General features: G+C 61.5%; 14 protein-coding genes and 1 tRNA gene. All 15 read left to right on the forward strand.

What is annotated here, in order from left to right; genetic code table 11:
- Entirely contained in the window at positions 1 to 1,593 is a 1,593-nt protein-coding gene (locus NKI97_RS15275; RefSeq protein ID WP_352835003.1) for a portal protein, read from the forward strand.
- Positions 1,586 to 1,750, forward strand: a complete 165-nt coding sequence (locus NKI97_RS15280) for a hypothetical protein (RefSeq protein WP_352775745.1) — start codon at positions 1,586 to 1,588, stop codon at positions 1,748 to 1,750. Before NKI97_RS15275 ends, NKI97_RS15280 begins: the two co-directional genes overlap by 8 nt.
- Positions 1,750 to 2,577, forward strand: coding sequence for a capsid assembly protein (locus NKI97_RS15285; RefSeq protein WP_352835006.1), 828 nt, complete (start codon positions 1,750 to 1,752; stop codon positions 2,575 to 2,577). The genes NKI97_RS15280 and NKI97_RS15285 overlap by 1 nt, the downstream gene beginning before the upstream one ends.
- 90 nt (positions 2,578 to 2,667) lie before the next feature.
- On the forward strand, positions 2,668 to 3,051 hold the full coding sequence (locus tag NKI97_RS15290) for a M15 family metallopeptidase (protein ID WP_352835009.1): 384 nt from the start codon (positions 2,668 to 2,670) through the stop codon (positions 3,049 to 3,051).
- Positions 3,051 to 3,332, forward strand: a complete 282-nt coding sequence (locus NKI97_RS15295) for a hypothetical protein (protein ID WP_352835011.1) — start codon at positions 3,051 to 3,053, stop codon at positions 3,330 to 3,332. The genes NKI97_RS15290 and NKI97_RS15295 overlap by 1 nt, the downstream gene beginning before the upstream one ends.
- Positions 3,302 to 3,598, forward strand: a complete 297-nt coding sequence (locus tag NKI97_RS15300; RefSeq protein ID WP_352835013.1) for a hypothetical protein — start codon at positions 3,302 to 3,304, stop codon at positions 3,596 to 3,598. The genes NKI97_RS15295 and NKI97_RS15300 overlap by 31 nt, the downstream gene beginning before the upstream one ends.
- Positions 3,558 to 3,794, forward strand: coding sequence for a hypothetical protein (locus tag NKI97_RS15305; protein WP_352835016.1), 237 nt, complete (start codon positions 3,558 to 3,560; stop codon positions 3,792 to 3,794). Before NKI97_RS15300 ends, NKI97_RS15305 begins: the two co-directional genes overlap by 41 nt.
- Positions 3,795 to 4,340: 546 nt before the next feature.
- Positions 4,341 to 4,415: transfer RNA gene (locus NKI97_RS15310), tRNA-Ile, on the forward strand.
- A gap of 194 nt (positions 4,416 to 4,609) precedes the next feature.
- On the forward strand, positions 4,610 to 5,542 hold the full coding sequence (locus NKI97_RS15315) for a major capsid protein (RefSeq protein ID WP_352835019.1): 933 nt from the start codon (positions 4,610 to 4,612) through the stop codon (positions 5,540 to 5,542).
- 79 nt (positions 5,543 to 5,621) lie between these two features.
- Entirely contained in the window at positions 5,622 to 6,209 is a 588-nt protein-coding gene (locus tag NKI97_RS15320; protein WP_352835022.1) for a phage tail tubular protein A, read from the forward strand.
- Positions 6,209 to 8,683, forward strand: coding sequence for a phage nozzle protein (locus tag NKI97_RS15325; RefSeq protein WP_352835025.1), 2,475 nt, complete (start codon positions 6,209 to 6,211; stop codon positions 8,681 to 8,683). Before NKI97_RS15320 ends, NKI97_RS15325 begins: the two co-directional genes overlap by 1 nt.
- The gene (locus tag NKI97_RS15330; protein WP_352835028.1) at positions 8,683 to 9,147 is read left to right on the forward strand and encodes a hypothetical protein; all 465 of its coding nucleotides are present in this window, start codon (positions 8,683 to 8,685) and stop codon (positions 9,145 to 9,147) included. The genes NKI97_RS15325 and NKI97_RS15330 overlap by 1 nt, the downstream gene beginning before the upstream one ends.
- A 3-nt stretch (positions 9,148 to 9,150) precedes the next feature.
- Positions 9,151 to 9,696: a virion core protein, T7 gp14 family gene (locus NKI97_RS15335; protein WP_352775766.1), complete on the forward strand. Its 546-nt coding sequence runs from the start codon at positions 9,151 to 9,153 to the stop codon at positions 9,694 to 9,696.
- Positions 9,696 to 11,906 carry a hypothetical protein gene (locus NKI97_RS15340; RefSeq protein ID WP_352835030.1) on the forward strand — a complete coding sequence of 737 codons (2,211 nt, stop codon included), beginning with the start codon at positions 9,696 to 9,698 and terminating at the stop codon, positions 11,904 to 11,906. The genes NKI97_RS15335 and NKI97_RS15340 overlap by 1 nt, the downstream gene beginning before the upstream one ends.
- Positions 11,907 to 11,964: 58 nt before the next feature.
- Positions 11,965 to 15,693, forward strand: a complete 3,729-nt coding sequence (locus NKI97_RS15345; protein WP_352835033.1) for a hypothetical protein — start codon at positions 11,965 to 11,967, stop codon at positions 15,691 to 15,693.
- Positions 15,694 to 15,700: the final 7 nt, after the last annotated feature.

The following is a 15,700-nucleotide window of genomic DNA, read 5'->3' on the forward strand; positions in this document are numbered from 1 at the left end:
TTGGCCGACGCGGTTGACGTAATCAGCGCGAAGGCTCTCTACGATCAGCTAGCCCAGTCCCGCGATCCCTACCTAGTGAGGGCGCGCAGGGCTGCGGAGCTGACTGTCCCGTATCTGGTGCCCAAAGACGGCACCTCGGGATCGACAACGTTCACAGAGCCTAACCAAGGTCTCGGCGCTCGTGGCGTCAGGCAGCTCGCTTCCAAGCTGAGCATCAGCCTGTTTCCCATCAACGCGCCTTTCTTCAAATACGAAATCGACGACATCGCGCTCGCTGACCTGACCAAGGCCGACGACAAGCGTGGTGAAATCGAGAAAGCACTCAACGCCCGCGAACGCGCCGTCATCAGCGAGATGAACGGTTCCATGTTCCGGCCCATCGCCTTTGAAGCCTGCCGCCAGCTCGTGGTTGCCGGCAACTACCTCCTGTTCATCCCGAAGAAGGGCAAGCCTCGCGGCTTCCGCCTGACTTCCTACGTGGTGAACCGCGATCCCGCAGGCAACGTCCTCGACATCGTGGTCAAAGAGGTGGTCGCTAGGGTGGCCCTCTCGGAGGACATCAAGGCGAAGATCGGCGCAGTCACTAATGTGGCCACCGCAGATCGCGAGGCCGAGGTCGACGTCTACACGAAGATCACCCTCGACGACGCCACGAACCAGTACATCGTCACCCAAGAAATCGACGACGTCGTGATCGACGGTGAGTACTCTGGCAACTATCCGGCTGACAAGCTCCCGTGGCTCCCGCTCCGCTTCACCTATGTGGAGGGCGAGGACTACGGGCGTGGCTTCGTTGACGAATACATCGGCGACCTGAACTCCCTCGAAGTCCTTACCGGAGCCCTCCGTGACGGTACCGTGCAGGGTGCCAAGGTCATCTGGATCGTCTCCCCCAACTCGACCATCAACGTCAACAAGCTGGCCAAAGCCGAGAACGGTGGGTTCGTCCAAGGCGACATCAATGCCGTGCAGGCGCTGCGTCTCGACAAGGCGAACGACATGGCCGTGGCCGAGCGGTTCATCGCTCAGCTCACCGAACGTCTCTCCTTCGCGTTCCTCCTGAACACCGCCATCCAGCGGAGTGGGGAGCGAGTGACGGCTGAAGAGATTCGGTACATGGCTGGTGAACTCGATCAGGGTCTCGGCGGCGTCTATTCGCTGCTGGCCGAAGAGTTCCAGATGCCTGTCGCCAAGCTCTACGAAGCTCGCATGGAGTTCGTTCGCAAGGTGCCTCCGCTTCCCAAGGAGATCACCTCCACGTCCATCGTTACGGGCCTCGACGCCCTTGGACGCGGCAACGACCTACAGAACCTCGACAGCTTCATCGCTGGTGCCGCCCAAGTCGGTGGTCCCGAAGCGATTGGCCGGTACGTCAACCTCGGCGAGTACTTCAAGCGCCGTGGAGCTGCCCTCGGTATCGACATGGGTGGCCTCATCCGCACCGACGAGGAAATCCAAGCGTCCGATCAGGAGGCCCAACAGATGGCCATGGTCCAGCAACTCGGCCCTCAGGCAATCGCTCAAATGGGCGGCATGGCCAAGGAGGGCATGAAACAGCAACCCCAAGCCACGACAGGAGAACAGAATGGCTGACGAAGTGACAGAAGGCGCGACCGGCTCCACCGAGCCCGCACCCGAAACCAAAGGCGCGAACGGCCCCGCTGGCCCCGCCCCGAAGAAGGCCAAAGAGCCGAAGCTCCCGGCCAACCATACGCTGCTCAATAGCGGCAACGTGCTGGTGGCCCATTAATGTCGGTTGAGACCATCCAGGTCCAAGCCGCCCAGCCGACCGCAGAGGAAGCCGCAGCGGCCCTCGCGGAAGCTGCCAAGACCGCCCCGACGAACGAAGCCGAAGCCCGCGCCAAGCTCGACGCCGAGAAGGCCGCAAAGGAAGCCCCACCGGCCCCTGAGCGCCCCTCTTGGTTGAACGAGAAGTTCGCCACCCCGGAGGACATGGCCAAGGCTTACGAAGAGCTTGAGAAGAAGCTCGGCGCTTCGAAGGAAGAAGCCGAGACCGACGAGAAGAAGGTCGAGGAGAAGCCGGAAGAGAAGAAGGCTGAGGATGGCCCCAAGAAGGCATCCGAGGTCGTCGCCGATCTGAACAAGAAGTTCGTCGAGAACGGCAACAAGCTGACCGACGCCGACTACGCTGCTGCCGAGGCCATTGGCCACGACCGTGCAACTGTCGACGCCTTCATCGCTGGACAGCAGGCGCTCGCCGAGATGGCGACCCAACGCATCACTGGCGCTGCCGGTGGCAAGGACAACATGGACCGCATGTTCGCATGGGCCTCCACGTCCCTTCAGGCTGCCGAGATCGACACCTTCAACAAGTCGTTCGAGGGTTCTGATGTGAACGCTGCCGTGGTCGCCATGGAACAGCTCAAGGCCAAGTACGAAGCGGCCAATGGCAAGGACCCGACGCTGATCGGCGGCAAGCCGGCTGGCGGTGCCGTGGACACCTTCACGAGCTGGGCGGAAGTCCAGACCGCGATGTCTGACGAGCGCTACAACCGCGATCATGCCTACCGGACGAAGGTCGAGCAGAAGCTCGCCCGGTCCAACAACATCCGCTAACTGGAATCGACCCCCCACGCCTCTGCAGGGCCATGGTGACTACACCAGCGTCTCAAGCGCACCCCGGGGGGTCCCTCCAACAAGGAACCCATGGCTTTCACCCTAGGCGCGAAGTCGCTCGCCAATCTGGCAGGCGTCCATCCTGACCTCGTCAAGGTGGTCAAGCGCGCCATTGAAATCACCACCCAAGACTTCACGGTAGGCGAAGGTCTCCGCTCAAAGGCGCAGCAGGCGGCGAACGTCAAGAAAGGCGTCTCGACCACCATGCGCTCCCGTCACCTCGACGGGCATGCGGTCGACCTCCTGCCCATCGTGAACGGCAAGCCGACCTTCGACTGGAAGTTCTACTACCCCCTCGCGGCAGCCATGAAGCAGGCCGCTAAGGACGTTGGCGTTTCCATCGAATGGGGCGGCGACTGGAAGACCTTCAAGGACGGTCCCCACTTCCAGCTCCCATGGGCCTCATATCCGTGATGACCAAGTCGAGTAGGCGCACCTCCAAGATGTTCCTGCTCGGCAACACCGGGTTGGCTTGGGGGCTCGCCTTCTATTCCCTCTACACCAACCAAGGGACTGCCGCCGTGGCATCCTCGCTGGCCCTGATTGGCTCCCTCTACGGGGCTTATGTCGGTGTCGGCCACATGGACTACCGGCGCTTCCTCAATTTCTTCAACGGACAGGAGACGTCCCTATCATACCCCGCATCTACGGGTATCTCGCCGGATTGCTCGCCGTCCTCGCCCTCGTCGGGGTGATCTACGGCAAGGGCCGGCTTGACGCCAAACATGCAATCGAGATTAGCCAGCTCAACGAGACAATCGAGCTGACCAACGCGGCGCTCGACAAGGAACGCACAGCGCGCCAGTCCGACGCCATCATCGCTGCCGAGAACGCCAAGCGTCAGGCAGCCCTCCAGACCAAAATAGGCGAATTGAACCAGTATGTGGAAACGCTCGAAGACGCTGATCGCGAGTGCCTTAGTGGCGCTGACGTTGAGCGGCTGCGCGACCTCTGGCGCTAAGTTCGCCAAGCCGCACTACCCTGAGCTGCCCGCCGATCTGCGGGTATGCTTCGAGACCCAAGTCGCCCCGCCGTCCAGCGGCGTGATGACCAAGAAGCGCGTGATCTATCTGATCGCGGAGCTGAAGAAATCGGAGACCGAGAAGACCGACTGCGGCAAACGCCTGATCGCCTTCTACGACAACGTCTCCCACTGACATACACCCCGGCAGCGTCTCTGGCTGAGCCATGCGCCCGGGGTCGCTCAGGCCGCTTTTGAAGGCGTCTGAGATCACGTTGCCCGTCTCGTCGAACACGGCTTGCGACCTTATACAAGGTAAGTCTAATGTAATTAATGATCCGGCTATTGAGAAGGGACGGCAGCGCTCTCGGGTTGGGCGCTATCGTAGCCGCAGCCTGCACTTTCGGGATGCCGTCTGCATCGGCACATGATTGGTATGAAGAGCAGTGCTGCCAAGATGAGCACTGTGAGCCGATCGCAGATGGCGCGGTGCGCGAAACAAGCAAGGGCTTCAAGATGCCATCCGGTGAGTTGCTGCCTTACGCGGACAACAGGGTGCGTAAATCACACGACATGCGTTTCCATTGGTGCCATACCCAAAAAGCAACGGCAAACCGGCATCGTGAGGTGCAACCTGGACCCGACAGCACAATCTGCCTCTACGTGCCGCCTAGGTCCTTCTAACACTTTATTATTCCAATTCTGGCCGCACTTTTATTATGGCCGAAATACGGGTTGCTTTCGGAGAGTAGCTCAAAGGTAGAGCAGCCCCCCTAATGTGGGGAAGACGCAGGATCGATACCTGCCTCGCCGTCCATTCCCAACGCCCTGTTCTGACAGATCACACCCCTCTTTAGGCGGTGATCAAGGAACCAAGGAAGTCTCACCAGAAGACCACTTGGAGACCCGCCGACCGCACCTGAGGGTGTGGAAGCCGGACAATCCCAATGACGCTTCCAGTGCTGCTCCGAGGTCCGCGCAAACCTCAGAACAACCACGGGAATACCACACATGGCCAATCCTGGCATCGTTTCCAATCTCGGTCAGGCCAACGGCGTCGGTGACGTTCAGGCGAACTTCGTCAAGGTCGCAACCGGCGAAATCCTGACCGCCTTCGCTCGCACTGTCGAGTTCGCGGACAAGCACATGGTCCGCAACATCTCGGAAGGCAAGTCCGCTTCCTTCCCGGTCACGGGCCGCACCTCGGGTGCCCGCTACCATACCCCGGGCGATCAGGTCCTCGGTACGGTCACGAAGTTCAACGAGCGCGTCATCACCATCGACGATCTGCTCCTGACCGACTACTTCACCGCCAACATCTACGAGGCGATGAACCACTTCGACACGCGCTCGGAGATGACCAAGCAGCTCGGCGAAGAGCTGGCTCAGGCATACGACCGCAACGTCGCCCGCACCATCATCCTCGCCTCGCGTGGCGCTGCCGTTGTCGATGGCCTGCCGGGTGGTGGCAAGATCGTCAATGCTGCCCTGCTCACGGACAGCGACAAGATGGCTGCGGCCTTCTTCGACGCTGCTGCAACGCTCGACGGCAAGTACGTCCCGGCTGACCGCTGGGGTGCCCTGAAGCCGGTGCAGTATTACGCTCTGGCGCAGAACACCAAGGTCATCAACCGTGACTGGGATGGCAAGGGCTCGTACTCGGATGGTAAGGTCGTCAAGATCGCCGACATTCCGGTGTTCAAGTCCCTGAACCTCCCGAACGGCACGAACGTGAACACCGGCCCGGCCAAGTACCAGGGCGACTTTACGGCGACCGCTGGCGTGATCTTCAACAAGGGCGCTGCCGGCACCGTCAAGCTGCTCGATGTCGCCATTGAGCAGGAATACATGGTCTCGCGTCAGGGCACCCTGATCGTCGCCAAGTACGCTGTCGGTCACGACAAGCTGCGTCCTGAGTGCGCTCTGGAACTCGCTACGGCGTAATCCACCACTCTCCACCAATGAACCGGGGCTCCGAAAGGGGCCTCGGTTTTTTTCATTTCAACCTCTCTCGGAGGCATCTATGGCCGTTGGCCTGACCCCACTGACAGAGCTTGAGGCGATCAACGAAATCCTCGCGACCAGCGCCGAAAGCCCTGTGTCGGCCCTTGAGGACAACCAAGTGATCGACGCCTCGCTCGCCATGAATACCCTTCGCGCCACCTCTGTGGAGGTCCAAACCGTTGGCTGGAACTTCAACTCCGAAGACGGCGTGAGCATCACCCCGGACCAGAACGGGGAGATCATCCTCCCACGTAACGTCCTGAAGGTCGACACCTCAGGCGAAAGCTCCAGCATCAACGCTGTCCAACGCGGCCAACGCCTCTACAACAAGGGCGACCGCACCTACCAATTCGCAGGCCCGGTGACGGTCGATTGGGTCCTCGGTCTCGACTTCGAGGAACTCCCGTCCACCGCGCGCCTCTTCATCACAATCAGGGCCGCCCGCAAGTATCAGGATCGATACTTCGGTGATCAGGCCACTCATTCCTACACGCTGCAGGACGAGCAGATCGCTCGCGCCGCGATGATGGAGGAGGAACTCGACAGCGCCGACCCGAACATGCTGACCGACAGTCAGTTCATGCAGCAGCTCCGGGGCCGCTCGTAGTGGCTAAGGTCTCCGGGTCGATCCCTAACTTCGCCAACGGCGTCAGTCAGCAGGCTATGGCCCTGCGGCTGGCTACCCAAGGCGACATCCAGACGAACGCCTATTCCACCATCGTGGACGGCCTCAAGAAGCGCCCTCCGACACAGCTCAGGGCGAACCTCGGGCCTGCCATCGAAGGCAACGTCTTCACCCATCAGATCAACCGTGACGCCTTCGAGCGCTACCAAGTGATGGCCACACCCACGGCGATCCGAGTGTTCACCCTGAACGGCGCTGAGCGTACCGTGACGGCTCCCAATGGCTACGGCTATCTGAGCTACGACAGCGGTGCGTTCGACCGTCCCCCTTATCGGGCACTGACGGTGGGCGACTACACCTACATCACGAACCAGACGGTCAAGGTCGAGCTGGACACGGCGGTGATTGAACAGCCCTCCCCTAGCGAGGCCCTGATCAATGTCATGGCCGGCAACTACGGCAAGGCGTACACGATCAAGATCAACAACGTCGAGGTGGCTCGCTACCTGACCCCCGATGGTCAGAGTTCCGCGCAGACCCCCTCGGTGGACGTCTCCTTCATAGCCCGCCGCCTCGCCACTGGTGAGACCGTCCTGATGGAGAACACCGCCGATGACAAACCGAATGGCAACTGGAGGTGGAAGGACACCGACACAAACCTCGCCGCCAACGGGATAACCTCGGCCAACGGTTGGACCGTCAAGGTCTTCAAGTCGACGATCTACATCAAGAAGGACGACGGCGCGGACTTCAGCGTCTCTGTCGACGATGGCTACAACGGCCATGCCATGAAGGCGATCTGCAAGACCGTTCAGGATTTCGCTGATCTGCCTGCCTACTGCGAGGACGACGTCGCCGTTGAGGTGGTAGGCTCGGTCGGAACCCCGTTCGACAACTACTTCGTTCGCTTTGACCGGCAGGACGCCAACTCCTCCATCGGCGTCTGGCGTGAAATCCCCAAGCCCGGGATTGTCACCGCGCTGAAGTCTTCGACGATGCCCCACGTCCTTATCCGTCAGGCAGATGGCTCGTTCACCTTCGACGTGGCCACTTGGGACAAGCGTAAGTGCGGCGACGACGTGATCGCTCCCGGCCCATCCTTTGTGGGTGAGAAGGTCAACGAGGTTCTGTTCTTCAAGAACCGCCTCGGGTTCCTGGCTGGCGAGAATGTTGTCCTGTCAAGGCACGGCAGCTTCTTCGACTTCTTCCGCTCCACGGCTACGGCTCTGCTCGACGATGATCCAATCGACGTTGCGGCGACCGACAACGGTGTCTCTGTGCTTCGCAGCGCGGTGGCCTCGTCGGACAGGCTGGTCCTGTGGGCCGACCAGATGCAGTTCACCCTCATGGGCAACGAGCTGCTGACCCCGAAGACAGCCTCGATCCGCCCCTCGACAGCGTTCTCAATGTCCAGCAAGGCGCGCCCTGTGCGGGCTGGCAATTCGATCTTCTTCCCGGTGAACCGTGGCCAGTTCACGATGATCAGGGACTACAAGATCGACGTGAACACCGGCCTAGCCGACGCCGAGGACGCTACCGGACACGTTCCGCAGTACATCCCGGGAACCGCCATCAGGCTCGCCGCGTCGACCCATGAGGACATCCTTGTGGTGCAGGCCGACGGGGACCTCACGTCCCTCTATGTCTACAAGTACTACTGGTCCAACGCTCAGCAGCTTCAGGCTAGCTGGTCCCGGTGGACGTTCCCCGGCGTGACTTCGATCCTCGACATAGGCTTCATTGATAGCCAGCTCGTCTTGGTCCTCAACAGGGACACAAAGGCGTTCATTGAGGTCATGGAAATACAACCAGGTGGTGTCGACCCAGACATCCGCTTCGTGGTGAACCTCGACAGGCGCTTCAGGGTCGAGAACTACGGTCTCCGCACATACGATCCGTACACCAATCGGACCACGGTGCTGACGGATCACGACATGACCGAAGCTCCATACGTCTGTGTCACAGCGGGATCGCCGACGCCAATCCTTGAACCGGGATTGGAGATAAGCATCCTGTCCTCGGACATCGACGAAGTGGTCCTCCAAGGCGACCTGAGGGAAGTCCCGCTCTATTTCGGGACCACCTACGAGACACGTTACGGCCTGTCCACGATCTTCATCCGGCAGGAGAGCCGAAATGGCGGTGTCTCGGTAATCACCGAGGGCCGGCTACAGCTCATCAGCCTGCTGATCCAGTTCTCGAAGACCGCCTACTTCCGTGTCGAGGTCACCCCTCTGGCGCGCGAGACACGGGCCTACTTCTCGACTGGTCGTCTCATGGGCGATCCGAACAACAGGGCCGATGAGGTCAATCTCAGCGACGGCGCCTTCAAGGTCCCGCTGCTGTCCAAGAATGACGGCGTGAAGGTCGAGATCGTGAACGACAGCTACCTCCCGTCCTGCCTGCTCTCCGCAGAATGGATCGGCAACTACGTCCAGAAATCGCAAAGGATTTGATGATCACAATTCGCAGGGCCAAGGTGGCCGACGCTATTTCCTTGGCCCCGCGTCTGCGTTCAGCAGATCGGGATGAGTGCAGGGCTTACCTCGGGATGGAACCTGAGGTGGTCCTGCCCCAGCTCGTCAAGCAGGGCAACTATGTGTGGGCCGGCGTGGAGCCGAACGGAGAGGTCTTCGGCCTTTTCGGTGTCGACCCCGTCAAAGGCAACCCCCATCTCGGGATTGTCTGGATGGTCTCTTCGCCCACCATCATGAAACACCGCCGAGACCTCATTGGCATGGCCCCTAAGTGGCTCAAGAGGCTACACCGGGTGCGTCCCCTACTCGGCAATCACATTGACGCGCGCAACACCACGCACATCCGCTGGCTCAAACGCATGGGTTTCTCGTTCCTGAGAACCCACGCTGAGTTTGGCGTCGAGAAGCGTCCCTTCCACGAATTTGCAAGATTGAGGTCATAACGAATGTGCATTGGCGCAGTCGGTTTGGCTGTTGCCCAGTTCGCTCTGTCCGCCGCCAGCACTGTCGCCGGCTTCATGGGCCAGCAGCAGCAGTATGAGGCGCAGCAGCAATACTACCGGAACAACCGTGAGGCGGCCAACAAGGCAGCCGTCAACACATACGCGGCTAATCAGAACCGTGCCCTACAGGAACGCAAGGCTGCCTCTCAGGAGCAGCAGAACCTCAACGTCGAGGCGATGCGAGGTAGAGCAACCGCAGAGGTCGCAGCCGGCGAAGCTGGCGTCACTGGTCTCTCCGTCAATGCCCTGATCGCCGACTACTACGGGCAGCAGGGCCGCTACGAGCGAACCCTCGACAACAATTACCAGATGCAGGCCGACTACCTCCGCGGGGAGATGGACGCCACCCAGGCGCAGGCCGAGGGCCGCATCAATTCGGTCCAGCAGGGCCAGAGGCCATCGTTCGCCGACGCAGCCATCCGCATCATGGGTGGGGGCCTCGACGCTTACGGCGGCTACCAGAGAGCTAGAGCAGCAGGGGTCGCTTAATGGCACAAGGAAGAGTTCAAGCCCCCGAACTGCAGTCGAACGTGCGGCTCACGCCGGCACCGATGCAGTCGGACACCTACACACCCCCGCCGCAGCCGGACAAGAACGAGAACCTCTTCCGGCTGGCTGACGCCCTCGGAGCCTTCTCGAACTCAGTCGGTAACCTCGTCGGTGTGACCGGGAAGAGCAGCAGGGAAGCCCGCGCGGCTGAGGATGCTGCATTCCAGATGCATGTCGCAGGACAGACCCTCGCAGAGACCCGCAAGGAGATCAAAGAGGGCCGCATGATGGTCACCGACGACAAGATTTCCAACGCGGCCCGTCAGTCGTACTACGGCGACAAGTGGGCTCAGGGGCTCGCTCAGGACACCGACGCTGAGCTTCAGACCAGCTTTGATTGGGACAAGGGGAACCCGGAAGAGTTCCTCGCCAAGAAGTTCCAAGACAGCATCAAGGAGAGCGGCCTCACCGACGTGAACGCCATCGCTTCGGCGGGGCGCGCGTGGGACCAGTACAAGACCTCGGTTCTCGCCAAGCAGCAGAAGTACCGGATCGACCGGACCAACCAGTCCACCGTTGACACCGCCTACGGGGTGATCACCGATAAGGTGAACGAATGGATCGGCAACGGCGTCGATCCTCAGAAGTTCGCATCGAACCTCAACGCCATGCGTGGCGAGCTGGGCACCAAGGGCTCCCTCGGGGCCGGCGAGGACGAACTCGATCAGCAGTACCTCAACGCCGCCGCTCGGCTTGCTCAGACGAGCCCCGAGTATGCCGTGGCGATGCTGGACGCCGAGTACAGCGGACGCTCTGGAAAGACCTCCCTGTCGCAGCAGCGGGCCTACGCTGACCGCGTTCTGCAGATCAAGGCCGAGGCTGCCAAGGCAGTCGGGCTCCGCAACGACAGGAACGCTCAGACCGAGATCGACACCCAGGCCGACGGGCTCCTGGCCGACGATCGCCTCGACCGTGTCACCGACACGACTTGGTGGGATCACGACGGGAACCAGAAGACGGTCCCGGCTGTCACGATCAAGAAGGAAGCCTTCAACCGCTACCTCGAACGTTCCCCGCAGATCGCGGCGCAGAACAAGGAAGACGGCCAGCAGACCATGCAGCGAGAACTCCGCAAGGCACAGCTCGCTGGTCTCGAACATCCGGCCCTCAAGGGCGTCGTCACAGGAATCGCTGATGCCGCTTCGGTGGACATGACGCAGGACCCTGAGGCGATGAGCAGGGTGATGGACAAGGTCAAGACGGCGCGTTGGCTCTACAACGCCTCGAAGAACACCTACATCTCCTACCTCTCGGAAGCCGACCGTGACTTCATGGAGAGCTTCATCATTGCCAAGGACGACCTGACCGGCAAAGACGGCAGGCAGATGTCCGACAATGCGGCCCTAGAGTTCGCTGTGAGGACCTCGCAGCCTGTACAGGTCGACGGCCTGAACTTCACCCGAGACCAGAACGACAAGATCGACAGGTCGGTGAAGAGCCTCGCCACGTCCGATGGTTGGTTCTGGTCGCACACGACGCCGTGGAACTCAGCAGCCGCGCAGCAGCGTGTGGCGTCCATTGCCAAGCGCCTCGTGCGTGGTGGCGTGGATCAGGACAGGGCCATTACGGTGGCCGCTGACAGCGTTCAGCGCAACTCGATCACCTACAACGGCACCCTACTGGAACTCGGTCAGGCGGCGCTCCCTGACAACTACAAGGACGCCCTCGACGGCATCATCGGGGACTTCGCTACGGGCAACCCGGGGGTCCTCAAGGATCACGACATCGGGACCGGCGACATCACCATCCTGCCGGCTCAGGACCTCAACCGCTCTGGCGGCCGATTTATGCTGGCCGACAAGAACACGGGTCTCCCGCTGATGGATGACAAAGAAGGCATCCCCTACTTCGTCACCCTGAAGACTGTCCGTGATCGAGCCCGCGTGATGGACGACGCCAAGACCGCCAAGGCTGCTCACGACATCTCCATCAAGGGCGCTGCCAAGACCCATGGTCTGGTCCCTGCCAAGGCAGAGGACGGCAACGGCACGGTCTGGATCAACCCCAAGACCCGCGAAGCGTTCGACATCACCATCCCAGAGCCGGGCGGCAAGCCCAACGTCAAGAAGCTCGGCAAGCGCATCCGCAAGGACGCTCCGGTCTACGACGACAACGGCTTCATGCCCCCGCTAGGCGGCGCTAACCGCTAACTATCGCAAGGCCCTCGACTAACCCTCGGGGGCCTTTCTCTTTCAACCATGAGGAACAATGAACGACGAACTAAGAAACGCCATCGTCTCCGAGGCCAAGCGGATCGGGGCTGACCCGGTCGATTTCGCTACGGCCATGTCGTATGAGACTGGCGGCACATTCGACCCGTGGAAGAAGGGTCCGACGACCCAGTGGGGCCAGCACGTTGGCTTCATCCAGATGGGCGTCCCCCAGCGCAAGCAGTTCGGCTACACGCCGGGCAAATCCGTTTCAGAGCTGGTCAAGTCTTCCGCCGACTATCTGGTCGCCCACGGCTTCAAGCCGGGCATGAGCGGGCTCGACCTGTACTCCACAATCAACGCTGGTGCCCCGGGCCACTACAGCGCCTCTGACGCCAACAATGGTGGCGCTCCCGGCGACGTGCGGGACAAGTGGGATAACCAGATGGGAGGTCACCGGAGGAATGCAGCAGCACTCCTCGGGGGTACCTTTCAGACGATAAGCTCGTCCCCCTCGGACAACGGATCAGCCGACATCTCGATCCCCTCGGTCGAGGTCTCGGATTGGCGCACGAACACCCCCCGGGCTCCTGAGGTAGAGACTGCCGACCCGTCGTGGTGGCAGCTCCAGAAGGACGCCTACAACACCCAACAGACCCTCCCGTGGCTATTGTCGCAGGGCAAGAAGATCGCCCCTGACGAGAACTGGTCGCTCGACCCGGCTCGTGTGAAGACCGATCTGGAAGCCCGCGGAGTCCCCGCAACGGAAGCTGAACGCTACACGTCCCAACTGTCGAGCGTCTCTGAGGCCGACTATCAGGACAACCTCGGTCGCGTTAAGGACGACTGGGATCGCAACGTGCGGCTCTCCAACGCTGGCTTCAGCGGCACGGCCCTCAGCATGGCCAACTCGATCCTCGATCCGGTGGCCCTCGGTGCCGATCTCTTGGCATCCACGGTGGCGCCTGAGCTGGTCATTGGTAATCGCGCTCGGCGTCTCGGCAGGGTCCTTGAAGGGGCCATTGCTGGCGCTGCCGGTGGCGCTGCCTCGGTGGCTGTCAATGCCGCCGTGAACCCCAACGTCAACCAATCAGATCTTCTCGCCGCGACCGTCTTCGGCTTCGGCGTGGGTGGTGCTGTGGGTCACCTCTATGGTCGCCCTGAGACCGCGTTCGAGGGTGCCCAGTTCCAGCATGCTGGCCGCAGGGCCGTTGAAGCCCACGAGGGCATCGACATGGCTGGTTCGGTGGGTGCCGCTAAGGCTTCCCCGAATGCCCCGTTCCTCGACGAGAAGGGCCTCGGGCTGCTCGATGACAGGGACTTCAACAAGACCTTCGCCGGCTCGATCCGGCCCGACCTCTCGGCTCGCCTACAGCAGGACAGCAACGTCCTCGTGAAGGCCGGCGCTGGGCTCGTGCAGGACGGCACCGGCAAGGCCAACGGAGCGGTCAACGCTTTCGCGGCCTCGGAGGACATGACGCGGCTCTTCGACGAGAAGCGCATCACCGAAGCCCAGACCTACATCCCGCAGCTCAAGGACTACGCCTCGCGTCAGCAGGGCATGGGTTCGGCAGAGGTCGAGCGGCAGTTCAACAAGGAGGTCCACGCCTACATCACCGACAGGGCTCCAGGTCGTGCAGACCGCTATGACCCTGCGGTCGTCAAAGTGGGCAATAAGCAGGCTGAGCTGTACGCCGACGCCCTGCGTCTTCAGCAGAACCCATTCCTGCGGGAAGGCATTGAGGACGCTCGTCCGGTGCTTGGCGCTGACAGCATTCCAACAGACCCCCACTACGCCCCGCGCTACTGGAACAGCCAAGCGATCATCTCGGCAGTCAATGAGTTCGGCATCGACCCCATCGTGACCCTCATTGGCAGGGCCATGAAGTCGGCTGACACCGGCCTCAAGGATGACGTTATCGAGCGCACGGCGAAGGCATTCACCAATGCCATCGTCGACCGGGCTCACGGCCTCGAAGACGTCTCGTCACACATCCTCAGCGCCGACCAGCTCGACAACCTCGTCGAGATGCTGGAGGGCCACTTCGGGCTCGCCCCGGAGGACGCCACGGCGCTCAAGTATGAGTTCGGCAAGAACCGCGCCAAGGATGCCGGCAGGGATGGCCACAACAAAGCCCGCCTTCTGCTGGACGAGAAGATGACCCTTGAGAACGTCGCCAACAAGCACGGCGTCGTGAACGAGCGCGGCATCAGCATCTCGGACCTCGTGGTCACGGACGCCCGTCAGAACTTCACCCGCTACATGCGCAACAGCATGGGCCGGGTGGCACTCGCTCGGTACCGCTTCAAGGACCCGGTCTCCGGGGAACTCCTGATCAACGGCTTCACGAGCGACAGGGAGTTCGCCCAGTACCTCACCAAGGTCAAGCAGAAGAACGCTGACCTCATCTCGGAGGGCAAGATCACCAAGGCCCAAGCGGCTTCTGGCATTAAGCGTCTGGAATACGCCTATGCGTCGATCCTCGGTCGCCCAACAAGCGACATGGAGGCCACGAACGCCGGCTGGTTCCTCAGGATGGTCAGGAAGTACAACTTCTCGCGCATCATGAACCAAGTGGGCTTCGCTCAGGTCTCTGAGATTGGCGCACCTATCGCGTCCCTCGGCTGGAAGGCTGCACTATCGCAGGCACCGTCTCTCAGGCGCGTCGTCACGGATGACGGAGCCTCGCTCCTGAAGTCTGGCCTCGGCGACGATCTGGAGGCGATCATAGGCGTGGGCGCTGACCGGCTGCTCCACACCTCCGACTACCGGATCGACGAGTTCTCCAATGGCTTCCATGGGGAGCCGACGTCGAGCTGGAAGGAGTTCGTGGAAGGCAAACTGAACTCTGCCAACAGAATCACCTCGGAAATCTCGGGGCTGACCCAAGCCAACGTCATGCTGGAACGGTGGACCGCCAAGGCCATCGTGCAGAAGTTCTCCGACATGGCGGCCAACGGCGGCAAGGGGATGTCAGCCAAGCGGTTGGCCGACCTCGGGCTGGACAAGGACATGACCGACAGGATCATGAAGATGTTCAACACTGAGGGCAACTTCGAGCATGAGGTGGGGTTCATCACGGGGCGCAAGATCACCCGCGCTCACTTCGACAAGTGGTCGGACAAGCCGGCCCGAGAGGCGTTCATTCAAGCAGCCCATCGCCTGAGCCGTCAGATTATCCAGAAGAACGACATCGGGAACATGACCATGTGGATGTCCCATCCGCTGGCCAAGGCCCTGATGCAGTTCCGCACGTTCATGGTCGGATCGTATGGCAAGCAGACCCTCAAGGTAGCCCGTATGATCCACGACAAGGACTACCTGGCTGCGGCCCACCAGCTCGTCATGACCACGGCGTTCGCCACTGCCGGCTACATCCTACAGATGAAGGCTCAGGCCGCACTGAGGTCGGATGGGGACAAGTTCCTCGAAGAGCGTCTCGCCCCCGGCAACTTGGCTGCGGCGAGCTTCTCGCGGGCCGGCGCTTCCTCGATCATTCCGATGCTCATCGATACGGGCCTCGGCATGGCGGGGCAGGACACGCTGTTCTCGTACACCCGCTCCACGGGTCAGGCGAGCAACATGTGGCTGGGCAACCCGACCACGGGTGGCGTCGACGACCTGTACCAAGCTGGCCGCTCTGTGGCTGGCATCTTCAGGGACGGCGACTGGTCACAGGACGAGGCCCGCAAGGTCTCCCGCGTCCTGATGTTCGGCAACGCCCTACCCCTCGTCATGGGTCTCAATGGCTGGATCAGCGGAATGCCTGAACGGGCTCCCCGTTAATCATGTA

The organism is Mesorhizobium sp. M0296, from assembly GCF_040321675.1.
In the GTDB taxonomy this organism is placed as follows: Bacteria; Pseudomonadota; Alphaproteobacteria; order Rhizobiales; family Rhizobiaceae; genus Mesorhizobium.

Coding starts and splice junctions, on each gene's coding strand:
- NKI97_RS15315 (WP_352835019.1), top strand. CDS start 4,610: ATGGCCAATCCTGGCATCGTTTCCAATCTCGGTCAGGCCAACGGCGTC.
- NKI97_RS15320 (WP_352835022.1), top strand. CDS start 5,622: ATGGCCGTTGGCCTGACCCCACTGACAGAGCTTGAGGCGATCAACGAA.
- NKI97_RS15285 (WP_352835006.1), top strand. CDS start 1,750: ATGTCGGTTGAGACCATCCAGGTCCAAGCCGCCCAGCCGACCGCAGAG.
- NKI97_RS15330 (WP_352835028.1), top strand. CDS start 8,683: ATGATCACAATTCGCAGGGCCAAGGTGGCCGACGCTATTTCCTTGGCC.
- NKI97_RS15340 (WP_352835030.1), top strand. CDS start 9,696: ATGGCACAAGGAAGAGTTCAAGCCCCCGAACTGCAGTCGAACGTGCGG.
- NKI97_RS15345 (WP_352835033.1), top strand. CDS start 11,965: ATGAACGACGAACTAAGAAACGCCATCGTCTCCGAGGCCAAGCGGATC.
- NKI97_RS15280 (WP_352775745.1), top strand. CDS start 1,586: ATGGCTGACGAAGTGACAGAAGGCGCGACCGGCTCCACCGAGCCCGCA.
- NKI97_RS15295 (WP_352835011.1), top strand. CDS start 3,051: ATGACCAAGTCGAGTAGGCGCACCTCCAAGATGTTCCTGCTCGGCAAC.
- NKI97_RS15290 (WP_352835009.1), top strand. CDS start 2,668: ATGGCTTTCACCCTAGGCGCGAAGTCGCTCGCCAATCTGGCAGGCGTC.
- NKI97_RS15335 (WP_352775766.1), top strand. CDS start 9,151: ATGTGCATTGGCGCAGTCGGTTTGGCTGTTGCCCAGTTCGCTCTGTCC.